We start from the raw sequence: 22,115 nt of genomic DNA, 5'->3' as shown, positions 1-22,115 counted from the left end.
CACTCTGTTCCTGGTCAGAGTACGAACATCGCCGCCTGCTCGGCGAGGTCGAGGACGGGTTGCGGCAGGATGCCGAGCAGCACCGTCGCCACCGCCGCGAACGCGATCGCGGCGCTCGTCGCCACGGTGGAGGTCGCGAGCTGCGGGGCGTCGGCGGTCGGCTCGGTGAAGAACATCAGCACGATCACCCGTACGTAGAAGTACGCCGCGACCGCGCTGACGAGCACACCGACGATCACGAGTGGAGCCGCGCCTCCCGCGATCGCGGCACCGAAGACCGCGAACTTGGCGATGAACCCGCTGGTGAGCGGAATGCCCGCCAGTGACAACAGGAACAGTGCGAAGGCCCCTCCGAGCAGCGGCGAGCGCCGTCCGAGGCCGGCCCACCGCGACAACTCCCAGGCCTCACCGTCCGGGTCGCGGACGAGGGTCACGACGGCGAACACACCGACCGTTCCGATGCCGTAGACGAGCAGGTAGAACAGTGTCGACGACACGCCGGACGCAGTGCCGGCGACGACGCCGGTGAGCACGAATCCGGTGTGGCTGATCGCCGAGTACGCGAGCATGCGCTTGATGTCGTTCTGCGTCACCGCCAGGACCGCGCCGACGACCATCGTCGCGATCGCGACGGCCCACAGGATCGGCCGCCACTGGTCGGCGGAACCGGGGACCGCGACGTAGAGCACGCGCAGCAGGGCGCCGAACGCGGCGATCTTCGTCGCGGCGGCCATGAATGCGGTGACGGGGGTCGGGGCCCCCTGGTAGACGTCCGGGGTCCACGAGTGGAAGGGCACCGCGCCGACTTTGAACAGCAGGCCGACGGCCAGCAGGCCCACCCCGACGAGCGCTGTGGTCTCGTTGCCCGCACCCGTGTCGATCGCTGCGGCGATACCTCCGAGGTGAACAGTGCCGGCGTAGCCGTAGAGCATCGCCACCCCGTACAGGAAGAACGCCGACGAGAACGCTCCCAGCAGGAAGTACTTCAGCGCGGCTTCCTGCGAGAGCAACCGTCGGCGCCGCGCGAGCCCGCACAGAAGGTACAGCGGCAGCGACAGCACTTCGAGTGCGACGAACATCGTCAGCAGGTCGTCCGAGGCGGGGAACACGAGCATCCCACCCACCGCGAACAGCAGGAGCGGGAAGACCTCGGTCCGTGCGCCGCCCGCCGCGAGTGCCTGTCGTTCGGCGGCGGTACCCGGGATCGCCGACGCCTGAGGTGCGAACGCGTCGAGATGCGCACCGACCGCCGTGCGGGAAACGGAGTGTGCACGAGCCGGTTCGATGCTGCGTTCCGCGACCAGCGCGACCGACAGCAACGACACGATCAGGACCGAGCCCTGCAGGAACAGCGCCGGGCCGTCGATCACGACCGCCCCCGACAGGGTGGTCGCGCGGGTTCCGGCGAGCATCACGACCGCGACGAACGCCGCCACGAGCGCGACCGTCGTCAGGACCACGTGGGCGGGATAGCGCGCCGAGGCCGGCACGAAGGATTCGACGAGTACGCCGACGACGGCCGCGGCGAACACGATCAGGATGGGCGCGATCAGGCCGTAGTCGATCGCCGGGGCGGGGAGGGACGCGGCAAGAACGACGATGCCCTCGGAGGGGTTCATTCGGCTTCACCTTCCTCGGAACCGTGGGCCGGAACGTCACTCTCGGCGATCGGACGCTCGGCGGGCACCACCGGCTCCGGCCGGGAGATGTCGATCGAGACGAGCGTGTCGTCGACTGCGGGGGTGATGACATCGAGCGCCGGTTTCGGATAGATCCCCAGTACGAGCAGCAACGCGAGCAGCGGCGCGACCACCGCGATCTCCCGCGGCACGAGATCGGAGAGCCTGCGTGTGTGCTCGGCGCCGTCGTCCCCGTCGTGGTCCCGGCCGGGTAGGCGCACGGGGCCTCCCATCATGCGCTGATAGAGCCACAGCACGTAGAGCGCGGACAGCACGAGCGCCGGCGTCGCGATCACCGCCGCCACCCGATAGCGGGGATAGGTGCCGACGAAGACGAGGAATTCACTGACGAACGGGGCGAGTCCGGGCAGGGACAGGGTCGCCAGCCCGGCGACGAGGAAGGTCCCGGCGAGGACCGGCGCGATCTTCTGTACGCCGCCGTACGCCGCGATCGTGCGGTCGCCGTGCCGCGAGACGAGGAATCCGGCGATGAGGAACAGTGCGGCCGTGGAGATTCCGTGGTTGACCATGTACAGGGTGGAGCCGGCCTGCCCCTGCGCCGTCAGCGCGAAGATACCGAGGACGATGAACCCGAAGTGTGAGATGGACGTGTAGGCGATCAGGCGCATGACGTCGGTCTGGCCGATCGCGAGCATGGCGCCGTAGACGATGCCGATGACGGCGAGGGTCGCCACGACCGGCGCGAAGGTCACCGAGGCGTCGGGAAAGAGCTGCAGGCAGTAGCGCAGCATCCCGAACGTGCCGACCTTGTCCACCACGGCCATCATGAGCACCGCGGCGACCGGGGTGGTCCGCACCGCCGCGTCGGGCAACCATCCGTGCAGCGGCCACAGCGGGGCCTTCACCGCGAAGGCGACGAGGAAACCGAAACACAGGGCGCCGAGCACGGCGGGGGTCGCGTCGAGATCGCCGGCGACGGCCGCCGCGGTGACGGTCCGGACGTCGAAGGTGCCGACACCCGCGGTCTCCCCCAACCCGGATCGGGCGGTGACCACGTACAAGCCGATCAGCGCGGCGAGCATCACCAACCCGCCGAGCAGGTTGTACAGCAGGAACTTCACGGCGGCGCGCGCCCGGTCGGCTCGCGGTGTTCCCGGGGAGCCGAATCCGCCGATGAGGAAGTACATCGGGACGAGCATCGCTTCGAAGAAGACGTAGAACAGCAGGATGTCGAGGGCGGTGAACGACACGAGCACCATCGACTCGACGAGCAGGATCAAAGCCACATAGGTGTGGGCGGATCGGGGGCGCGCCGAACCGGCCTCCTCGTCGGCGACGCGGTGGTCGTGCCACCCGGCGGCCAGGAGCAACGGCACGAGTGCGGCGGTGAGCAGGACGAGCACCAGGGCGATCCCGTCGACGCCGAGCCGGTAACCGGCACCGAACGACGGGATCCAGTCGTGCGACTCGACGAACTGGAATCGCTCGCCCGCGCGGTCGAACCCGACGGCGACGATCACCGCGACCACCAGGACGGCGATCGATACCGCGAGGGCGAGCGCCCTGACGGCGGAGCTCTGTCGTGCGGGCAGGGCCGCGATCACGGCGGCGCCGAGCAGCGGGAGCACCCACAGGATCGTCAACCAGGGAACGGTGGTCACCGGTACACCCCCATCACAGCGTCACCAGGACGAGCGCGCCGACCACGACGGTCGCGCCGGCGAACATGTACAACGCGTACGAACGGACGAAGCCGGTCTGCAATCGGCGCAGTCCGCGCGAGAGCGCACCGATCCCGGTGGCCGCACCGGTGACGGAGCCGTCGATCCCCGTGGACTCGACGGCGTCCAGGGTGCGCACCATGCCCTGGCCGGGACGCATGAACACCGCTTCGTTCACCGCGTCGCCGTAGAGGTCGCGGCGCGCGGCGACGGTCAGCGCCGACACCGCCTCCGGTGCCGTCTCGGGCACCGGTTCGCGCACGTACTGCCGGTAGGCGACGGCGACACCGGCGAGCACGACCGCCAGCGTGACGGTGGTGACGAGCCAGACGGGCAGACCACCTTCGTGATGGTCGTAGCCGACGACGGGTTCGAGCCAGTGCTGCAGCGCGCCGCCGAGCACCAGCAGCCCGCCGGCGCCGACGGAGCCCACGGCGAGGGCGATCATCGGCCGGGTCATCGAGGCCGGCGACTCGTGCGGGACGGCGTCGGGCGCCCATCGCCGGTCGCCGAAGAAGGTCAGGATCATCACGCGGGTCATGTAGAAGGCGGTCAGCCCCGCACCGAGCAGCGCGACGACACCGAGCACGAGACCTTCGACACCGCCGGCGGCGAAGGCCACCTCGATGATCTTGTCCTTGGAGAAGAAGCCGGCGAACGGCGGGATCCCGATGATCGCGAGGTAGCCCAGCCCGAAGGTGGCGAACGTGATCGGCATGACCGCGCGGAGACCGCCGAAGCGGCGCATGTCGGTCTCGTCGTTCATCGCGTGCATCACCGAGCCGGCGCCGAGGAACAACCCGGCCTTGAAGAAGCCGTGGGTGAGCAGGTGCAGGATCGCGAAGGCGTACCCGGCGGGACCGAGTCCGGCGGCAAGCACCATGTAGCCGATCTGGCTCATCGTCGACGCCGCGAGCGCCTTCTTGATGTCGTCCTTGGCGCAGCCGATGATCGCGCCGAAGAGCAAGGTCGCGGCACCGACGATCACCACCGCGAGTCGTGCGGCCGGTGCGGCGTCGAAGATCGCGTTCGCCCGGACGACGAGATAGACGCCGGCGGTGACCATGGTCGCGGCGTGGATGAGCGCCGAGACCGGGGTGGGACCCTCCATCGCGTCGCCGAGCCACGACTGCAGCGGCAGCTGAGCGGATTTCGCGCACGCGGCCAGGAGCAGACACAGGCCGATCGCCGTCACCGTGCCTTCGGTCGCGGCGGGGACCGAGGCGAAGACCGTGTCGTAGTCGAGGCTGCCGAAGGTCGCGAACATGATCATGAGAGCGATGAGCAGCCCCATGTCGCCGACGCGGTTGACGACGAACGCCTTCTTCGCGGCGGTCGCGGCAGTGGGCTTGTACTGCCAGAAGCCGATGAGCAGGTAGGAGGCGAGACCGACCCCCTCCCACCCGAGATACAGGACGAGGAAGTTGTCGGCGAGGACGAGCACCAGCATCGCCGCGAGGAACAGGTTGAGATAGGCGAAGAACTTCCGGCGTTCCGGATCGTGTGCCATGTACCCGATCGAGTAGAGATGGATCAGCGATCCCACGCCCGTGACGAGCAGCACGAAGCAGATCGACAGCGCGTCGAGCCGGAGGCCGAGATCGACCTGCAGCTCGCCGACCGGCACCCAGGCGAAGACGGTCTGCTGTGCGAGCCGGGCGTTCGCGTCGAGTCCGAGCAACCCGGCGAACATGACGGCGCAGACGACGAACGAGGCGATCGCAGTGGCACATCCGAGCAGATGTCCCCAGCTGTCGCTGCGCCGCCCGAGGAGCAGCAGTACGAACGCGCCGGCCAAGGGCAGTGCCGGTATCGTCCACAGCGCCGAGTTCAGGAACGACGTCATGTCGCGTGTCCTCTCGGTTCGTCGTGGGCTCTCACACTCACCGTCCTCGTGGGTTGTCAGTACTTGAGCAGGTCTGCGTTGTCGACGGAGGCGGATCGCCTCGTCCGGAAGATCGTCACGATGATGGCGAGACCGACGACGACCTCGGCGGCCGCGACGACCATCGTGAAGAAGGCGAACACCTGGCCGTGGAGGTTGCCGTGCATCCGCGCGAAGGTGACGAAGGCCAGGTTGGCGGCGTTGAGCATCAGTTCGACGCACATGAACACGACGATGGCGTTGCGGCGGACGAGAACTCCCACTGCGCCGATGGTGAACAGCAGTGCCGACAGGTAGAGGTAGTTCTCGGGGTTCATCGCCGATCCTTCCTCGCGTCGTCACCGCCGGGTTCGCGCAGGCCGAGCTCGGTGTGGTCCCAGTCGCGGCCGATGCGGCCGAGCAGCTCACCGACCGACAGTTCGGAGAACGAGCCGTCCGGGAGCAGGGCCGGAACGTCGGCGGCGTTGTGGCGGGCGTAGACACCCGCAGCCGGCAGCGGAGTGACCCGTTCTCCTTCTCGGAACCGGCGTGCGGCGAGTTCGCGTTGGGTCTTCCTGGGCTCCGATCGTTCCCGGTGGGCGAGCACCATCGCACCCACGGTGGCGGTGATGAGCAGCGCCCCGGTGAGTTCGAACGCCCAGACGTAGTCGATGAACAGCAACACCGCCAGACCCTCGACGTTGCCGCCGGCGTTGGCGGCGTCGAGTCCCGCGAATCCGGACACAGCGGTGTTCCCGATGCCGCCGATGAGCATCACCGCGAATCCGATCGCCACGACGATCGCGAGAACGCGCTGGCCCTTGATGGTTTCGACGAGGGAATCGGACGAGTCGATGCCGACGAGCATGAGCACGAACAGGAACAGCATCATGACCGCGCCGGTGTAGACCACGACCTGCACCACACCGAGGAACACGGCGTCCTGCGCGATGTAGAAGACGGCGAGCACGATCATCGTCATGGCGAGGAACAGCGCCGAATACACGGCTTTCGGGGCGACGACGACGCCGAGCGCCCCGAGCACCGCGACGGCGCCGAGGATCCAGAACTGCACGGCCTCCCCGGTGGAGGTCGTGACGAGTTCGGCGGCGAGCAGGACGGTGGTCACCGGTGTTCCTCCCCGTCGGCGGCGGACACGTGCTCGGGCACCGGGATCGTGCCCCGGTAGTAGTCCTCGTCGGTGGCGCCGGGCGCCATGGGATGCGGAGGTGGCTGCATCCCGGATTCGAGGGGGGCGAGCAACCGGTCCTTCTCGTAGATCATGTCGGTGCGGTTGTCCGCGGCCATCTCGTACTCGTTCGTCATCGTCAGCGCGCGGGTCGGGCACGCCTCGATGCACAGTCCGCAGCCGATGCACCGCAGGTAGTTGATCTGGTAGACACGTCCGTACCGTTCCCCGGGCGAGTACCGCTCCTGATCGGTGTTGTCGGCGCCCTCGACGTGGATGGCGTCGGCCGGGCACGCCCACGCGCACAGTTCGCAGCCGATGCATTTCTCGAGCCCGTCCGGATACCGGTTGAGCTGGTGGCGTCCGTGATAGCGGGGTGCGGTGGGTCTCTTCTGCTCCGGATACTGCTCGGTGTTGGGCTTCTTGAACATCGTCGTGAGCGTCACACCGAAACCGGCCAGCGGGCCGCGGAATTCGACCATCACGATCCTCCTGGGAGACGACCCGCCGAAGCGGGCGGGCTCGGTCGGGTGCCCGACCGGGCAGGTAGTGGCGGCACGGGGAATCCACCGGCCATGGCGTCGAATTCCTCGTCGGGTCCGGGCAGCTCGATCGCCTGTGCGGTACGCCGGGTCCGCCGCGCGCGCAGGGACAGGTAGCCGAACAGCAGCGCCGTGGACAGCACACCGGCGACGATGAGACTCGCGGTGCCGGGAAGCACGTCGTGGCCGTCGAGGAGGCGCAGCACGGCCACGACCATCACCCACACCACCGAGACGGGGATGAGCAGTTTCCAGCCCAGGGCCATGAACTGGTCGTATCGCAGCCTCGGCAGAGTGCTGCGCAGCCAGACGAAGACGAACAGCACGACCCACACCTTGATCACGAACCACAGCAGCGGCCACCAGCCCGAGTTCGCGCCGCTCCACAGCGTCAGCGGCCACGGCGCGTGCCAGCCGCCGAGGAACAAGGTGGTCGCGAGCGCGGAGACAGTGACCATGTTGACGTACTCCGCGAGCATGAACATCGCGAACCGCAGCGACGAGTACTCGGTGTGGAAGCCGCCCACGAGTTCGCCTTCGGCTTCGGGAAGATCGAAGGGAGCGCGGTTGGTCTCCCCCACCATCGACACCGAGTACACCAGGAACGACGGGAGCAGCAGCACGACGAACCACAGGTCGTTCTGCGCGGCGACGATCCCCGAGGTCGACATCGTGCCCGCCTGCAGGAAGACCGCGGCGAACGCGAGTCCCATCGCAATCTCGTAGGAGATGACCTGCGCGGTGGAGCGGAGGCCACCGAGCAGGGGGTAGGTCGAGCCGGAGGCCCAGCCGGCGAGCACGATGCCGTAGACGCCGACGGAGGTGATCGCCAGGACGTAGAGGACCGCGACGGGAAGATCCGTGAGCTGCAGCGGCGTTCGAGTTCCGAAGATCGACACCTCCGGTCCGAACGGGACGACCGCGAACGCCATGAACGCCGGGGCCGTCGCGATGATCGGGGCGAGCAGATAGATCGGCTTGTCCACCCCGGTCGGGATGATGCCTTCCTTGAGAGCGAGTTTCAGGCCGTCGGCGACGGTCTGGAACAGTCCTTTCGGTCCCACCCGGTCGGGTCCGACCCGCATCTGCATCCAGGCCATGATCTTGCGTTCGGCGAGGATCATCACGAGCGTGGTCAGAACCAGGAACGCGAAGATCGCGAGGGCCTTCACGACGACGAGCCACCACGGATCGATACCGAACATCGACAGGTCCACGGACTGCTGGGCGGTGACGCTCATCGCGGATCCTCCTCGGCCGATCCCGTGCTCGTCGTCGCGGCGGCTCGGATCCGCACCACATCACCGGCGGTGACGCCGAGATCGAGGTGCACCATCGAACCCGGCGAGGCGGTGGGCAACCAGACGACACGGTCGGGCAGCTCGTCGATCACCAGCGGAAGCGTGATCGACCCGCGTCCGGTGGAGACGGTGAGCGAACGGTGGTCGGCCGCCCCGATCTCCGCTGCTGTCGCGGCCGACAGGCGGGCGACGGGTTCGTGCGCCGTCCCGGCGAGGTGGGGTTCGTCGTCCTGCGACCGGCCCGCGTCGAGGAGCATCCGCCAGGTGGCGAGGACCGCCTCCCCGAGAACGGGACGTGGTGCAGGTCGCGGAGACGTCACCGGTGTCTCGGGGACGGCGCCCGTCCATCGCCCGAGGGCCGCGAGTTCGCGGCGCAGAGTGTCGACGTCGTGGGAGCCGGGACCGTCGAGTCCGGGATCGAGATCCAGAGCATCGGCGATCGCCGCGAGCACCCGGTGATCGGGCAGTGCCCCGGTGTCGCGGAGCGCGATCGGGAACACCCGCTCGCGCCCTTCCCAGTCGAGGAAGCTCCCGGCCTTCTCGGCTACCGGCGCGACGGGAAAGACCACGTCGGCGCGGTCGGTCACCGCGCTGCGCCGCACTTCCAGACTCACGACGAACCCGGCGCCGTCGAGGCCGGCATGTACGGCATCGGGATCGGGCAGGTCGGCGGGTTCGACCCCGGCGACCACGAGCGCGCCCAGCGCGCCCTCGGTGGCTGCGGCCAGGATCGCCGCGGTGTCGCGACCCGGCCGGGACGGCAGGGTGTCGGCCGCAAGACCCCAGGCCGACTCGATGTCGCGACGGGCCTGCGGGTCGTCGACCGGGCGGCCCCCGGGCAGCAGGGTCGGGAACGCACCCGCTTCGAGGGCGCCGCGATCACCGGCGCGCCGCGGGATCCACGCCAGGCGGGCTCCGGTCTCATCGGCGAGGGCCGCCGCGGCGGACAGTGCACCGGGCGACACTGCAGCGCGCTCCCCCACCAGCACGATCGCACCGGGAGTTCGCAGCGCGGCGGCCGCGTCGGAGGACGATCCGGTGCGGATCGCGTCGAGTGCACGCGCCTCGTCGCCCGGTACGCACTGCTCGAGTCGCCCCGACAGTTTGTGCACGCCGCGCGAGGTGAACGGCGCGATCGTGAAGACCTGCAGCCTGTTCCGCCGGACCGCCTTGCGCAGCCGCAGGAAGACGATCGGCGATTCCTCCTCGGGTTCGCATCCGACGAGCAGCACCGCCGGCGCGCGGTCGAGGTCGCGGTAGGTGACCTCGAGGTGCCGTCCGGCGACCCGCGCGGCGAGGAAGGCCGTCTCCTCGTCCGACAAGGCGCGGCTGCGGAAGTCGATGTCGTTGGTGCCGAGCGCCGTACGCGCGAATTTCGCGTAGGCGTAGGCGTCCTCGACGGTGAGCCGGCCGCCGGTCAGGACTGCGGCCCTGCCACGTGCCGCCGCCAGCCCGCGGGCGGCGACCCCGAGCGCCTCGATCCACGAGGCGGGGACGAGCGCTCCCGTGTGGTCGCGGACGAGGGGCGTGGTGAGGCGGTCGTCGGCGGTGGCGTAGGTGAACGCCCAGCGTCCCTTGTCGCAATTCCATTCCTCGTTGACCTCGGGGTCGTCTCCGGCGAGGCGGCGCAGCACGGCTCCGCGACGGTGGTCGGTGCGTTGGGCGCAACCGCTCGCGCAGTGTTCGCACACGCTCGGTGTGGAGACCAGGTCGAACGGGCGGGCGCGGAACCGGTAGGCGGCGCCCGTGAGGGCACCGACCGGGCAGATCTGGACGGTGTTGCCGGAGAAATACGACTCGAAGGGTTCCTCGGTGTAGATGCCGACCTGCTGCAGCGCTCCGCGGTCGAGCATGTCGACGAACCGGTCGCCCGCGACCTGATCGGCGAAGCGGGTACATCGGGCGCACAGCACGCACCGTTCGCGGTCGAGGAGCACCTGTGAGGAGATCGCGATGGGTTTCGGATAGGTGCGTTTGGTGTCCTCGAAGCGGGACTCGGCGCGGCCGTTGGACATCGCCTGGTTCTGCAGCGGGCACTCGCCACCCTTGTCGCACACCGGGCAGTCGAGCGGATGGTTGATGAGCAGCAGTTCCATCACGCCGCGTTGGGCCTTGTCGGCCACCGGCGACGTGAACTGGGTGCGGACGACCATGCCGTCGGTGACCACCGAGGTGCACGACGCGAGCGGTTTGCGCTGGCCCTCGACCTCGACGAGGCACTGCCGGCACGCGCCGACCGGCTCGAGCAGCGGGTGGTCGCAGAACCGTGGGATCTGCACCCCGATCAGTTCGGCGGCGCGGATCACGAGAGTGCCCTTGGGTACGGCGATCCCGGTGTCGTCGATGGTGACGTTCACCAGGTCGGTGGTCTCGGACTTCTCCGCACCGGCACCGGACACGGCGGTCATCGCTCGCCTCCTTCCGCGGGAATGTCGGCGGCGAGCGTCGACAGGTGCGGGTCGAACGGGCAGCCGCCGTGTTCGAAGTGCGCGAGATACTCGTCGCGGAAGTACTTCAGCGACGAGGTGATCGGGCTGGTCGCACCGTCACCGAGCGCGCAGAATGCCCGGCCGAGGATGTTGTCGGAGATGTCGAGCAGTTTCTCCAGGTCGGCTTCGGTACCCCGACCGTGTTCGAGCCGGTCGAGGATCTGCACGAGCCACCAGGTGCCCTCGCGGCAGGGGGTGCACTTGCCGCACGATTCGTGAGCGTAGAACTCCGTCCAGCGCAGCACCGTGCGGACGACGCAGGTGGTCTCGTCGAAGATCTGCAGGGCCCGGGTCCCGAGCATCGACCCGGCGGCGGCGACGTTCTCGTAGTCCAGAGGGACGTCGAGATGTTCGTCGGTGAAGATCGGGGTCGACGAACCGCCGGGTGTCCAGAACTTGAGCCGGTGGCCGGCGCGCACACCCCCGGCGTAGCCGAGCAGCTCCCGCAGTGTGATGCCGAGCGGGGCCTCGTACTGACCGGGGGTGCTGACGTGCCCGGACAGGGAGAACATCGCGAAGCCCGGGGATTTCTCGGTGCCCATCGAGCGGTACCAGTCCACACCGTTGCGGATGACGAGCGGGACATTGGCGATGGACTCGACATTGTTGACGACGGTCGGGCACGCGTACAGGCCCGCGACGGCGGGAAAGGGTGGGCGCAGACGAGGCTGGCCGCGTCGGCCCTCGAGGGAGTCGAGCAGGGCGGTTTCCTCGCCGCAGATGTACGCGCCCGCACCCGCGTGGACGACGAGTTCGAGGTCGTATCCGGAACCGAGTATGTCGCGTCCGAGATAACCGGCCTCGTAGGCCTCGGCAACCGCGGCGTGCAGGCGCCGCAGCACCGGGACGGCCTCTCCGCGCAGATAGATGAACGCGTGCCGGGCGCGGATCGCGTAGGCGGCGATGATGACGCCTTCGACGAGGGCGTGCGGGGTGGCCAGCATGAACGGGATGTCCTTGCAGGTACCCGGTTCGGATTCGTCGGCGTTGACGACGAGGTAGTGCGGCTTGTCGTCGCCCTGCGGGATGAACGACCACTTGGTTCCGGTGGAGAATCCGGCACCGCCGCGGCCGCGGATCCCGGAGTCCTTCACCGCGGCGATGACGGCGTCCGGATCCGTACCGAGCGCGATGGGCAGGGCCTCGTAGCCGCCGTGCCGCCGGTAGGCATCGAAGGTCCACGCCCGCTCCTCGTCCCAGTAACGGGTGAGCACAGGGGTCAGACCCGTCGGGAATTTCCCGACGGTGACGACGGCCTCGTCCTTCTCCGGCGGTTCCGGTGCCCGCATGTCGTGCTCGCGGGCGACCCCGAGTCCGGCCAGGGAGGCCGGTCCGGCGGTACCGGCGGCTTCGAGCGCACCGGGCCGGTCGTCGGGGATCCCCGCGAGCAGGCGTGCGGTGTCGCGGAAGTTGCGCAGCGGGGCGCCGCGCGTCGGTGCGGGCGTGCCGCCGGCGAGCAGGTCGTCGACGAGCTCGATCGCGGAGTCGACGGTGCGGTTGTCGAACAGTTCCCAGTCGACGGTCATCACCGGGGCGTAGTCGCACGCCGCGTTGCATTCGATGTGTTCGAGGGTGATCGCGCCGTCGGCGGTGGTCTCGTCGTGTCCGATGCCGAGCCGGGTGCACAGGGCGGAGAAGATCTCGTCGCCGCCCATCGTCGCGCACAGCGCGTTCGTGCACACCCCGACGTGGTGGCGGCCGGTCGGCGAGCGGCGGTACATGGTGTAGAACGTCGAGACGGCGGCGACCTCGGCGCCGGTGAGCCCCAGCCGCCGGGCACAGAACTCGATCCCGGCGGGGGTGATGTAGCCGTCCTCCGCCTGCACCAGATGCAGCAGCGGTAGCAGCGCCGATCGTGGCTGCGGGTAGCGTGCGACGATCCGATCGGCGTCGGCGTCGAGACGGGCGCGCACGTCGTCGGGATAGTGGCGCGGCGCATCGGGTGGGGTGAGATAGGTGTCCTCGTCGGGGCGCGGCCCGAGCGGGACGAGGACGGGTTCGCGCGCAGCGGGTTCGGTCATCGGCACGGCGGCGGACGTCTCGCTCGTGCCCGCCGTGCCGACGGTCTCCGAGCCCGGGGCCCGCACGAATTCGGTGCTCATCGGTCCACTCCCCCCATCACCGGGTCGATGCTGGCGACGGCGGCGATGACGTCGGAGACCATGCCGCCCTCGCACATCGCCGCGACGGCCTGCAGATTCGTGAACGAGGGATCGCGGTAGTGCACGCGGTAGGGCCGCGTGCCACCGTCGCTGACCAGGTGGACGCCGAGCTCGCCGCGCGGCGATTCGACACCGATGTAGACCTGTCCCGCCGGGACTCGGATACCTTCGGTGACGAGTTTGAAATGGTGGATCAGGCCCTCCATCGATTCGCCCATGATGTGGCGGATGTGGTCGGGCGAGTTGCCGAGCCCGTCCGGTCCGAGCCGGAGTTTCGACGGCCAGGCGATCTTGCCGTCCTGCACCATCACCGGGCCGGGACGGAGCCGGTCGAGGCACTGCTCGACGATCTTCAGCGACTCGCGCATCTCCCCGATCCGCACGAGATAGCGCGCGTAGCAGTCGGATCCCTCGGCGGTGACGATGTCGAACTCGTAGGTCTCGTAACCGCAATAGGGTTCGGCGCGGCGCAGATCGTAGGGCAGTCCGGTCGATCGGAGGATCGGGCCGGTGACGCCGAGGGCCATGCATCCGGTGAGATCGAGGCAGCCGATGTCTCGGGTGCGCGAGATGAAGATCGGATTGTCGGTGAACAACGCTTCGAGATCGGCGAGCCGGGCGGGCAGCACGGCGAGCAGGTCGCGGATCATCGGCACGGCCTCGTCGGGCAGGTCCTGGGAGAGTCCGCCGGGCCGGATGTAGGAGTGGTTCATCCGCAGTCCGGTGATCGTCTCGAAGACGTCGAGGATCAGTTCGCGCTCGCGGAATCCGAACAGCATCGGTGTCGTCGCACCGAGTTCCATGCCGCCGGTGGCCAGCGCCACCAGATGCGAGGAGATGCGGTTGAGTTCCATCAGCATCACCCGCACGACCTGCGCGCGTTCGGGGACGAGATCCTCGATGCCGAGGAGTTTCTCGACACCGAGGCAGTAGGCGGTCTCGTTGTGGAACGGCGCGAGGTAGTCCATGCGCGTGACGAAGGTGACGCCCTGGGTCCAGTTGCGGTATTCGAGATTCTTCTCGATTCCGGTGTGGAGATACCCGATTCCGCAACGCGCCTCGGTGACCGTCTCGCCGTCGATCTCGAGGATCAGGCGCAGGACGCCGTGGGTGGACGGGTGCTGGGGTCCCATGTTGACGACGATGTGGTCCTCACCGCTGTCGCGCACGGCGGCGGCGATGTCGTCCCAGTCGCGTCCGACGGCGTCGAAGACGGTCTCGCCGGCGGGTTCGCTCATCACGTGTACGCCCTCCGTTCGTCGGGTGGCGGGATCCGGGCTCCCTTGTACTCCACGGGGATTCCGCCGAGAGGGTAGTCCTTGCGCTGGGGGTGCCCGCGCCAGTCGTCGGGCATCTCGATGCGCGTGAGCGCGGGATGACCGTCGAAGACGATCCCGAAGAAGTCGTAGGTCTCGCGTTCGTGCCAGTCGTTCGTCGGGTAGATGCGGTACAGCGACGGGACGTGCGGGTCGCTGTCGGGGATCGCGACCTCGAGACGCATGCGGCGGTTGTGGGTGATCGAGACGAGTGGATACACCGCGTGCAGTTCCCGGCCCGTCTCCTGCGGATAGTGCACGCCCGACACCCCGAGGCACAGCTCGAATCGGAGCGCGGGATGGTCGCGCAGGGTGCCGGCCACGAGGGGCAGCTGCTCGCGGCGGACGAAGGCGGTCAGTTGGTGGCGGTGCACGACGATCTTCTCCACCGCGTCGGCGTAACCCACCGCGGTGTCGCCGGAGCGTTCGTCGAGTACGTCCTCGAGGGTGTCGACGAGGTCGTCGAGGTACCCGCCGTAGGGACGGTCGGTGCTGCCGGGCAGCGTCACCCGGCGCACGAGGCGTCCGTAGCCGCTGGTGTCACCGGATCCACGCACCCCGAACATGCCGCGGCGGACCGCGATCACCTCGTCGGCGCGGTCGTCGTGGTCGGATCCGGTCCGTTCGAGACCGGTCATCGCGGCGGCACCGTCAGTTCGATGAGCGGACGCTGGGCCAGGGCGGCTTCCTCCGCGGCGCGGATCGCCTCGGCCCGGTTCACGCCGAGAGGCATCTGTGCGATCTTCTCGTGCAGTGTCAGGATCGCGTGGAGGAGCATCTCGGGCCGGGGCGGACAGCCCGGGAGATAGATGTCGACGGGGACGACGTGGTCGACACCCTGGACGATCGCGTAGTTGTTGAACATCCCGCCGGACGAGGCGCACACCCCCATTGCGAGCACCCACTTCGGTTCGACCATCTGGTCGTAGACGCGGCGCAGCGCGGGGGCCATCTTCTGGCTGACGCGCCCGGCGACGATCATCACGTCGGCCTGCCGCGGCGAGGCCCGGAACGCTTCCATGCCGAATCGGGCGATGTCGTAGCGTCCGCCCGCGGTGGCCATCATCTCGATGGCACAGCACGCGAGCCCGAAGGAGGCGGGCCACAGTGAACCCTTGCGTGCGAACCCGGCGAGTGTCTCGACGGTGCTGAGCAGGAAACCGCTGGGAACCTTCTCCTCGATGCCCATGACCTGTCACTCCCCCCGGAGTCGGACGGACCGGACGACCGCCGGACGGGTCGCGTAACCGCTTCGGGTACAACAGGTCCGGGCGGGCATGTAGGGCGTCAGTCCCATGTCAGGCCTCCTCGTTTCCACTCGTAGGCGTAGGCGACGAAGACGTTGAACATGAACAGCGCCATCGCTGCCAGACCGAAGACGCCGAGCGCGTCGAAGTGGACCGCCCACGGGTACAGGAAGACGATCTCGATGTCGAAGATGATGAACAGCATCGCGGTGAGGTAGTACTTCACCGGGAAGCGGCCACCACCCACCGGCTGGGGCGTCGGGTCGATGCCGCACTCGTAGGCGTCGAGTTTGGCACGGTTGTATCGGCTCGGACCCGCGAGGCTCGCCACCGCGACGGAGAAAACCGCGAAGGCCAGCGCGATGCCACCGAGTACCAGGATCGGTACATAGGCGTTCATGCCACCTCCGGTTCCTCGCGCGAATCCGGCCGCGGGCCTTCTCGTCGCCCGCGCACCCACTCCGCCGTGCACCGGGGGTCCTCGCCCCAGGGCCGGCATGTGAGTTACGGCACACACTAGTGGTGTTCGCGTCGGACTTGTCGCGATTTCACACCCCCGATTCGGGGCGGCGTGTCGGGCTGCTCCGCACCGGGAAGGAGGGTAGATTCCCCTCCCCTCATACAGGTTCGCGGTCTGCCGGCCGCGCCCGAAGGGTCAGGAGTGGCGGGAGCGGGGGGTGAGCAGAGCAAGGACCTGCCGGCCGAGCCGGATCGGGTCGACCGGATGCCGCAGCGCCACCTCGGCGCCCGACCAGCGGGCCAGCCATTCATCGTCGGCGCGGGCGATCAGGACGACGATCGGCGGACACGAGTCGAGTTCGTCCTCGAGCTGCTTCGCGATCCCCATCCCGCCGGCCGGAGCGGATTCACCGTCGAGCACGGCGAGATCGATGTCGCCGGCATGCATGCGTTCGACGACGACCGGTGGTGTCGCGACCTCCACATAGTCGAGCGGGGGCAGATCCGGGTGCAGGCGGGTACCGAGGGCATCACGAACCTGCTGCCGCACGGTCGCATCGTCGCTGTAGACGAGGATGCGCAGCGAGTCGGTCACGGGCACGATGCTAGCCGAGGCCGGTGGTTCGCCCGGGGAACCCGCGTGTCGCGGGGCGGTACGGAGACGGAGCCCGAGATCAGGATCCGCTTCCGAGAAGATGCCACCGCCCCCGGACATCGGAACGGGCAGCCGTCTCCGCCTCGTCGTCGTGGATGATCGAGGCGGGCGCGATCATCAGGTGCGCCAGGACGATGCACGCACCGGTCAGCATGGCGAACGCACCGCCGATCAGATAGGACCCGGTGAACACCGCCGCCAGGAAACCGATCGTGAGCATTCCCGTGAGCGCGATGATCGCGAGAATTCGCCGACTCGAGCGTGGTATCGAATCGGGCCTCTTGCCTGTGGATGCAACCATGAGCATCTCCGTTCCTCCCCGGAACGACCCCTCCCGCACTCCCGCGTCCACTCACCATCCCTGTCGACGAATTGTCGGTGACGAGCGAACCCCCGCGGGAGCCGGTTACGGCCATTCCCTTCTCCGCTCGGGCCGTGAGCGGTTTCGATAACAGAATACTATCAAATGTGACATGCGTCTCGTGATCTGTTTGTGGGACATCACGAATCCGACAGGCACCCTGAAATCTGCCGGTCACCGACGGGCTCGAAAGAAGGTTAGGCTCACCTCTTGATCTGCCCCCATCGCCGAGAGGTACCCATGAAACTCCGATCCCTGCGCCCCGGCCGCGAGCCTCGCCCGGTAGCCCTGATGCGCATTCCGCGCGCGACCGCCGTGCTGGTCGCCGCCGCCGTCGCCCTCACGGCCTGCTCGTCCGGAGCCGACATCGAGCCGAACGACTCACTCACCGGCGAATTCGAGCCCGTCGTGATCGAACACGCACTGGGGACCGCCGAGATCGACGCGCAACCCGAACGGGTCGTCACGCTCGGGATGGGCTCGGCCGAGACGGCGATCGCATTGGGTGTCACCCCGATCGGTGTGGAGGAATATCCCTGGGGCAGCGACGAAACGGGATATCTGCCCTGGATCCACGAGGAATTGACCGAGCGTGACGAGCCGCTGCCCGAACAGTTCACCGGCGGAGCCGAGGTGGACGTCGAGGCGATCGCCCGACTCGCGCCGGACGTCATCCTTGCTCCGTGGTCCGGGATCACGCAGGAACAGTACGACCTGTTGTCCGCGATCGCCCCGACCGTCGCCTATCCCGAACTGCCGTGGACGATCACCTGGCAGGACCAGATCGAGACCATCGGCACCGCCCTCGGCCGGCACGAGGAGTCCCTCGGCCTGATCACCGAGATCGAGGACACCTTCGAGGCCGCCGCGGCTGCCCATCCCGAGTACACCGACGTGACGTTCTCCTACATCTACAACACCGGACCCGGCACGCTCGGGGTGTTCATGCCCGATGAACAACGGGTGGCGATGGTCCGCGGACTCGGATTGACGGTCGACCCGGTCGCGGAGACGCTCGAGGAGACCGAGGGCACCGACTCCGCGGTCATCGGTCTCGAGAACGCCGGCCTGCTGTCCGAATCGGACCTGATCTTCACCTTCTACTCCGACCCGGCGAACCGCGCCGAGATCGAAGCCCAGCCGGTCTACCGGCAGATCCCGGCGGTCGCCCGCGGGTCGCTGGTCGCGCCGAAGGAACAACCTTTCGTCACCGGCTCGTCGATCATCAATCCGCTCACCGTGCCGTGGGCGATCGACCGCTACATCCCGCTCATCGACGAGGCGATCGCGAAGCTCGACCGCTGAGCCGGACGCCACCGGTGGTGCGCCCGGCTCCCGGGTGTCACCGCCGGTGCGCGAGCCTGCGGATCATCAGATCACCGATGGACTGCACGATCTGCACCATCACGATGAGAACGACCACCGCGACCAGCAGCACCGGCGTGTTGAACCGCTGGTAGCCGTAGACGATCGCGAAGTCGCCGAGACCGCCACCACCGATGACGCCGGCCATCGCCGAGTAGCCCACCAGCAGCACGAGCGTGAGGGTGGCTCCGGCGATCAGCGGCGACAACGCCTCCGGCAGCAGCACCTTGCGCACGATCTGGAGGTTCGTGGCTCCCATCGCCTGGGCCGCCTCGACCCGGCCGCGCGGCACCTCCCGCAACGCGGATTCGACGATCCGGCCGAAGAACGGGATCGCGCCGATGGTGAGCGGCACGATCGCCGCAGTGGGCCCGATCGCGGTGCCCACGACGAAGCGGGTGAACCCGATCAGGGCGATCAGCAGAATGAGGAAGGGCAGCGACCGGAACAGGTTGACGATCACACCGAGAACGGTGTTGAGCGTCCTGCGGGGCCACAGTCCGGACGGTGAGGTCAACTGCAATACGATCCCGACCAGCACACCACCGACGATGGTGAGCAGGAACGACACGGCAACCATGTAGAGCGTCTCGAGGGTGGCTTCCCACACTTCCGGGAAGGCGTCGTACCACTGAAGCTTGTTCATCGCGCCTGCACCGTCATTCCGTGAGTCCCTCCAGTTCGCCTTCCGTCCCCCAGGCCAGGCTCAGGTACGGGCGTTCGGCCACGAATCCCTCGATGCGTGCCCGGTCGGTGCCCGCCGTGAACCGCAGGCGCATCCGGCCCACGGTGACGCTGCCGACCTGTTCGACCCGGCCGCCGACCACTGCGACATCGGTGTCGAGGGCACGGATCATCTCCGCGAGCCACGGTCCGTGTGCGGCATCGCCGATTGCGGTGACCAGAGCCGTGTCCGCACCCGATCCCGCCGACGGGTCGGTGCCGACCGGGACGAGTGCGTGCCCGAGTGCCGATTCGGGATCGGCGACGAGATCGACGATCCGGCCGGTCTCGACGACCTGCCCTGCGGCGAGACGTGCGGCCGAGGTGCAGATCCGGCGCAGCACCCCGAGTTCGTGCGTGATCACCACGACCGTGACACCCAGTCGTCTGTTCACCTCGGCGACGAGATCGAGAACCTGATCGGTGGTGTCGGGGTCCAGGGCGCTCGTGGCCTCGTCGCACAGCAGTACCTCCGGTTCGGCCGCGAGTGCGCGGGCGATACCCACACGCTGTTGCTGACCACCGGACAGCTGCGACGGGAAGCTCTCCCCCTTGCCCACCAGGCCGACGAGATCGAGCAGTTCCAGGGCTCGTTTCCGTCGCTGCTCCTTGCTCACCCCGGCTACCTCTAGCGGGAACTCCACGTTCCGGATCACCGTGCGCGAATGCAGCAGGTTGAATTGCTGGAAGACCGTCCCGATCCGGCGACGGGCCGCACGCAGATCGGCTCCGGACAACGTCGACAGATCGTCCTTGCCGAGCAGGATCCGTCCCGAGGTGGGCCGCTCGAGCAGGTTCAGGCAGCGCAACAGGGTGGACTTGCCGGATCCGGACGGGCCCACGATGCCGTAGATCTCGCCGTCCGGGATCTCGAGCGACACCCCTCGCAGCGCCGCGACCTCCCCGGAGCGCCCGGCTCCGGGGAAGGTCTTGACGAGGTTCTCGACGACGATCATCAGTTCGTCGGGTGAACCGGAAGCACGGCGCCGGAGTAGGTCTCCTCGATCCAGACAGCCGTCTCGGGCGATTCGAGAGCCTCGGCGAGAGCGGTGACGGCCGGGTCGTTCTCGTTCTCGGCCCGCACGACGAGCAGGTTGGAGAAGGGGTTGTTCTCCACCTTCTCGGTGACGATGGCGTCGTCGGCCGGATCGAGGCCGGCTTCGAGCGCGTAGTTGGAGTTGATCACGGCGGCGGTGATCTGCGCGTCGTCGAGCTGACGGGCGAGCTGCGGACGCTCGATGCCGACGAGGTTCAGGTTCTTCGGGTTGGCGGTGATGTTCGATTCGGTGACCACCGACAGGTCGGCGTCCTCGAAGGGCACGTCCATCTCGATCAGCCCGGCCGATTCGAGCAGGTACAGCGCGCGGGCGTAGTTGGTGGTGTCGCGCGGCACGGCGACGGTGTCGCCGTCCTTCAGCTCGTCGAGCGAGCCGATCTTGTTCGAGTACAGGCCGATCGGCTCGAGGTGCACGTCGGCGACCGCGACGAGATCGTCGACACCCTTCTGCTTCTGCCAGTCCGTCAGGTAGGGCTCGTGCTGGAAATAGTTCGCGTCGACGTCGCCGGCCTCGAGCAATTCGTTGGGATCGACCTCACCGGTGATCTCGACGATGTCGAGCGTGTAGTCGCCCAGCGCCCCGGTGCTCACGACGTGGTCGAGGATCTCGACGTGCGGAGTGGACGATGCAGAGATCCGGAGGGTGGTGCCGTCCTCTTCGGACGACGAGCAGGCCGCGAGACCCACCGCGAGGGTGAGCGCAGCGGAGGCGACGACGATACGACGCAGTGACATCGGGTGGATACCTTCCGTAGGGATTGCGGGACGGACAGAATCGATTATCGGGGTGCAGCGAAGCGGGCGAGGAGATCCGCGTGAAAACGCTCCGCCACGTTCGGGTGTGCCCGGAGGCGGGATTTGAGTGCGTTGAGGCCGTAGACGGCGTGCAGGGTACCGCCGTGCGCGTCGGGACCGACACCGCGGGCGGCTGCTGCGAGTTCTGCGGGCAACTCCACCGGCGGGAGTGCCCGGTCGAGGCCGGGATTGAGGAAGAACGGCAACGACACGCGGTCCGTGCCCGCGGGCGGGGGCAGCACCCGATGGACCGTCGCCTGGAGGTAACCACCGGTGGCGACCTCGAGGAGTTCCCCGATGTTGACGATGAAATGCCCTGGGAGCGGGTCGATGTCGACCCAGCTACCGTCGAGTTCGACCTGGAATCCGGTGCTGCCGGGTTCGGGATACAGCAGCGTCAACGCACCGACGTCCTTGTGACTGCCTACTCCCTGGTCGGTGACCGACCGGTCGTGCCCGGGATAGCGCGCGATCTTGAGCAGCGGGTCGGGATCGGCAAAGGCCTTCTCGAAGTGATCGGCCGGGGCGCCGAGCGATTCGGCCCAGGCACCGAGCAGCCGGCGTCCGACGTTGCCGGCCTCGTCGATCCAGCGCAGTGCCAGTTCGCGCAGTCGCGGGATCCGCTCCGGCCACAGATTGGGGCCGTGCAGCACCTCCCAGGGACGGTCGGGGCCGATCTCGGCGACGGCGTCGCGCTCCGGACCGATGTCGAGTTGTTCGCGCCAGTCGACGTTGCCCTGGGTGCGCTCGCCACCGACGCGGGTGTAGCCGCGGAAGTGAGGCGAGTAAATGTTCTCGACGGCGAGCTTGTCCGCCTCGGGAAGGGCGAAGAACTCGCGGGCCGCGGCGACGAGGTCGTCCGCGAGCACGGTGTCGATCCCGTGGCCGGCGAGATGGAAGAACCCGATCTCGTGGGTGGCGACCCGGAGACGATCGAGCAGAGCAGTACGTGTTGTGTCGTCGCCGTCGAGATCGGACAGATCGACGACGGGTAATACCGCCGAATCGGACATGATGTGCCTTTCGAACCGCATCGGATGCGAGGATTCCCGGTCGCTTGCCGGACCGTCGGTCGCGGCGGACTCAGGGAAATCGTGAGGGCAGGACGAGCTGCCCGGGCAGGGAGATCAGCGGCAACGACAACACGCAGGAGCCACGGCGCCCCGAGCGCGTGTGCTCACAGTCTGCGTGTGAGTGTTGCCCATGTTCTCCTCCGATGAGGCCGCGCG

General features: G+C 68.2%; 20 protein-coding genes. 1 reads left to right on the top strand and 19 read right to left on the bottom strand.

All coding sequences use genetic code 11. The features are described from left to right. Positions 1 to 14 precede the first annotated feature (14 nt). The 15 genes from nuoN to A8G18_RS05090 all read right to left on the bottom strand — a co-directional run bounded on the left by nuoN (position 15) and on the right by A8G18_RS05090 (position 16,886). On the bottom strand, positions 15 to 1,619 hold the full coding sequence (gene nuoN, locus A8G18_RS05160) for an NADH-quinone oxidoreductase subunit NuoN (RefSeq protein WP_064062992.1): 1,605 nt from the start codon (positions 1,617 to 1,619) through the stop codon (positions 15 to 17). Beyond that, a complete protein-coding gene (locus tag A8G18_RS05155; RefSeq protein WP_064062991.1) occupies positions 1,616 to 3,301 on the bottom strand; it encodes an NADH-quinone oxidoreductase subunit M in 1,686 nt (561 codons plus the stop codon). The genes nuoN and A8G18_RS05155 overlap by 4 nt, the downstream gene beginning before the upstream one ends. A 13-nt stretch (positions 3,302 to 3,314) precedes the next feature. Further along, positions 3,315 to 5,207, bottom strand: coding sequence for an NADH-quinone oxidoreductase subunit L (gene nuoL, locus A8G18_RS05150; protein ID WP_064062990.1), 1,893 nt, complete (start codon positions 5,205 to 5,207; stop codon positions 3,315 to 3,317). 56 nt (positions 5,208 to 5,263) lie between these two features. After that, on the bottom strand, positions 5,264 to 5,563 hold the full coding sequence (gene nuoK, locus A8G18_RS05145; RefSeq protein WP_016935375.1) for an NADH-quinone oxidoreductase subunit NuoK: 300 nt from the start codon (positions 5,561 to 5,563) through the stop codon (positions 5,264 to 5,266). Continuing rightward, on the bottom strand, positions 5,560 to 6,354 hold the full coding sequence (locus A8G18_RS05140; RefSeq protein WP_064062989.1) for an NADH-quinone oxidoreductase subunit J: 795 nt from the start codon (positions 6,352 to 6,354) through the stop codon (positions 5,560 to 5,562). Before A8G18_RS05140 ends, nuoK begins: the two co-directional genes overlap by 4 nt. Then, positions 6,351 to 6,896 (bottom strand): NADH-quinone oxidoreductase subunit NuoI, encoded by a 546-nt coding sequence (gene nuoI / locus A8G18_RS05135; RefSeq protein ID WP_064062988.1) that lies wholly within the window; start codon positions 6,894 to 6,896, stop codon positions 6,351 to 6,353. Before nuoI ends, A8G18_RS05140 begins: the two co-directional genes overlap by 4 nt. Further along, positions 6,896 to 8,197, bottom strand: coding sequence for an NADH-quinone oxidoreductase subunit NuoH (gene nuoH / locus A8G18_RS05130; protein WP_064062987.1), 1,302 nt, complete (start codon positions 8,195 to 8,197; stop codon positions 6,896 to 6,898). Before nuoH ends, nuoI begins: the two co-directional genes overlap by 1 nt. Further along, the gene (locus A8G18_RS05125; RefSeq protein WP_064062986.1) at positions 8,194 to 10,665 is read right to left on the bottom strand and encodes an NADH-quinone oxidoreductase subunit G; all 2,472 of its coding nucleotides are present in this window, start codon (positions 10,663 to 10,665) and stop codon (positions 8,194 to 8,196) included. The genes nuoH and A8G18_RS05125 overlap by 4 nt, the downstream gene beginning before the upstream one ends. Next, on the bottom strand, positions 10,662 to 12,848 hold the full coding sequence (gene nuoF / locus A8G18_RS22310) for an NADH-quinone oxidoreductase subunit NuoF (protein WP_084421514.1): 2,187 nt from the start codon (positions 12,846 to 12,848) through the stop codon (positions 10,662 to 10,664). Before nuoF ends, A8G18_RS05125 begins: the two co-directional genes overlap by 4 nt. Further along, on the bottom strand, positions 12,845 to 14,146 hold the full coding sequence (locus A8G18_RS05115) for an NADH-quinone oxidoreductase subunit D (protein ID WP_064062985.1): 1,302 nt from the start codon (positions 14,144 to 14,146) through the stop codon (positions 12,845 to 12,847). Before A8G18_RS05115 ends, nuoF begins: the two co-directional genes overlap by 4 nt. Then, positions 14,146 to 14,862, bottom strand: coding sequence for an NADH-quinone oxidoreductase subunit C (locus A8G18_RS05110; RefSeq protein ID WP_064062984.1), 717 nt, complete (start codon positions 14,860 to 14,862; stop codon positions 14,146 to 14,148). Before A8G18_RS05110 ends, A8G18_RS05115 begins: the two co-directional genes overlap by 1 nt. Further along, entirely contained in the window at positions 14,859 to 15,413 is a 555-nt protein-coding gene (locus A8G18_RS05105; protein ID WP_059381031.1) for a NuoB/complex I 20 kDa subunit family protein, read from the bottom strand. The genes A8G18_RS05110 and A8G18_RS05105 overlap by 4 nt, the downstream gene beginning before the upstream one ends. A 98-nt stretch (positions 15,414 to 15,511) precedes the next feature. Beyond that, positions 15,512 to 15,871: an NADH-quinone oxidoreductase subunit A gene (locus A8G18_RS05100; protein ID WP_016935086.1), complete on the bottom strand. Its 360-nt coding sequence runs from the start codon at positions 15,869 to 15,871 to the stop codon at positions 15,512 to 15,514. 255 nt (positions 15,872 to 16,126) lie between these two features. After that, complete coding sequence (locus A8G18_RS05095; RefSeq protein WP_425337690.1) at positions 16,127 to 16,525, bottom strand: PleD family two-component system response regulator; 399 nt, start codon at positions 16,523 to 16,525, stop codon at positions 16,127 to 16,129. A gap of 79 nt (positions 16,526 to 16,604) precedes the next feature. Beyond that, the gene (locus A8G18_RS05090; RefSeq protein WP_245207778.1) at positions 16,605 to 16,886 is read right to left on the bottom strand and encodes a hypothetical protein; all 282 of its coding nucleotides are present in this window, start codon (positions 16,884 to 16,886) and stop codon (positions 16,605 to 16,607) included. Positions 16,887 to 17,237: 351 nt separating this feature from the next. Here A8G18_RS05090 and A8G18_RS05085 point away from each other — a divergent pair, with 351 nt between their 5' ends. Next, a complete protein-coding gene (locus A8G18_RS05085; protein WP_064062983.1) occupies positions 17,238 to 18,251 on the top strand; it encodes an iron-siderophore ABC transporter substrate-binding protein in 1,014 nt (337 codons plus the stop codon). A gap of 37 nt (positions 18,252 to 18,288) precedes the next feature. Here the strand turns inward: A8G18_RS05085 and A8G18_RS05080 are convergent, their stop codons facing one another. Genes A8G18_RS05080 through A8G18_RS05065 form a run of 4 tightly spaced genes read right to left on the bottom strand, consistent with a single transcriptional unit; the run spans position 18,289 to position 21,899 of the window. Continuing rightward, positions 18,289 to 18,957: a methionine ABC transporter permease gene (locus A8G18_RS05080; protein WP_064062982.1), complete on the bottom strand. Its 669-nt coding sequence runs from the start codon at positions 18,955 to 18,957 to the stop codon at positions 18,289 to 18,291. Positions 18,958 to 18,970: 13 nt separating this feature from the next. Beyond that, positions 18,971 to 19,990, bottom strand: a complete 1,020-nt coding sequence (locus A8G18_RS05075; protein WP_064062981.1) for a methionine ABC transporter ATP-binding protein — start codon at positions 19,988 to 19,990, stop codon at positions 18,971 to 18,973. Next, the gene (locus A8G18_RS05070; protein ID WP_064062980.1) at positions 19,990 to 20,826 is read right to left on the bottom strand and encodes a MetQ/NlpA family ABC transporter substrate-binding protein; all 837 of its coding nucleotides are present in this window, start codon (positions 20,824 to 20,826) and stop codon (positions 19,990 to 19,992) included. Before A8G18_RS05070 ends, A8G18_RS05075 begins: the two co-directional genes overlap by 1 nt. 44 nt (positions 20,827 to 20,870) lie before the next feature. After that, on the bottom strand, positions 20,871 to 21,899 hold the full coding sequence (locus tag A8G18_RS05065; protein ID WP_064063033.1) for an isopenicillin N synthase family dioxygenase: 1,029 nt from the start codon (positions 21,897 to 21,899) through the stop codon (positions 20,871 to 20,873). Between the last annotated feature and the right edge of the window lie 216 nt (positions 21,900 to 22,115).

Source organism: Rhodococcus gordoniae (assembly GCF_001646655.1).
Taxonomy (GTDB): Bacteria; Actinomycetota; Actinomycetes; order Mycobacteriales; family Mycobacteriaceae; genus Rhodococcus; species Rhodococcus gordoniae.
The sequence above is the reverse complement of the archived record's forward strand: the minus strand, read 5'-3'. Positions and strand labels throughout refer to the sequence as shown.

What these genes read in the sequence shown, in the direction of transcription:
- nuoN (WP_064062992.1), bottom strand. Translation starts at nt 1,619, where the DNA reads ATGAACCCCTCCGAGGGCATCGTCGTTCTTGCCGCGTCCCTCCCCGCC.
- nuoL (WP_064062990.1), bottom strand. Translation starts at nt 5,207, where the DNA reads ATGACGTCGTTCCTGAACTCGGCGCTGTGGACGATACCGGCACTGCCC.
- nuoK (WP_016935375.1), bottom strand. Translation starts at nt 5,563, where the DNA reads ATGAACCCCGAGAACTACCTCTACCTGTCGGCACTGCTGTTCACCATC.
- nuoI (WP_064062988.1), bottom strand. Translation starts at nt 6,896, where the DNA reads ATGGTCGAATTCCGCGGCCCGCTGGCCGGTTTCGGTGTGACGCTCACG.
- nuoH (WP_064062987.1), bottom strand. Translation starts at nt 8,197, where the DNA reads ATGAGCGTCACCGCCCAGCAGTCCGTGGACCTGTCGATGTTCGGTATC.
- A8G18_RS05125 (WP_064062986.1), bottom strand. Translation starts at nt 10,665, where the DNA reads ATGACCGCCGTGTCCGGTGCCGGTGCGGAGAAGTCCGAGACCACCGAC.
- nuoF (WP_084421514.1), bottom strand. Translation starts at nt 12,848, where the DNA reads ATGAGCACCGAATTCGTGCGGGCCCCGGGCTCGGAGACCGTCGGCACG.
- A8G18_RS05115 (WP_064062985.1), bottom strand. Translation starts at nt 14,146, where the DNA reads ATGAGCGAACCCGCCGGCGAGACCGTCTTCGACGCCGTCGGACGCGAC.
- A8G18_RS05110 (WP_064062984.1), bottom strand. Translation starts at nt 14,862, where the DNA reads ATGACCGGTCTCGAACGGACCGGATCCGACCACGACGACCGCGCCGAC.
- A8G18_RS05105 (WP_059381031.1), bottom strand. Translation starts at nt 15,413, where the DNA reads ATGGGCATCGAGGAGAAGGTTCCCAGCGGTTTCCTGCTCAGCACCGTC.
- A8G18_RS05100 (WP_016935086.1), bottom strand. Translation starts at nt 15,871, where the DNA reads ATGAACGCCTATGTACCGATCCTGGTACTCGGTGGCATCGCGCTGGCC.
- A8G18_RS05090 (WP_245207778.1), bottom strand. Translation starts at nt 16,886, where the DNA reads ATGGTTGCATCCACAGGCAAGAGGCCCGATTCGATACCACGCTCGAGT.
- A8G18_RS05085 (WP_064062983.1), top strand. Translation starts at nt 17,238, where the DNA reads ATGCGCATTCCGCGCGCGACCGCCGTGCTGGTCGCCGCCGCCGTCGCC.
- A8G18_RS05080 (WP_064062982.1), bottom strand. Translation starts at nt 18,957, where the DNA reads ATGAACAAGCTTCAGTGGTACGACGCCTTCCCGGAAGTGTGGGAAGCC.
- A8G18_RS05075 (WP_064062981.1), bottom strand. Translation starts at nt 19,990, where the DNA reads ATGATCGTCGTCGAGAACCTCGTCAAGACCTTCCCCGGAGCCGGGCGC.
- A8G18_RS05070 (WP_064062980.1), bottom strand. Translation starts at nt 20,826, where the DNA reads ATGTCACTGCGTCGTATCGTCGTCGCCTCCGCTGCGCTCACCCTCGCG.
- A8G18_RS05065 (WP_064063033.1), bottom strand. Translation starts at nt 21,899, where the DNA reads ATGTCCGATTCGGCGGTATTACCCGTCGTCGATCTGTCCGATCTCGAC.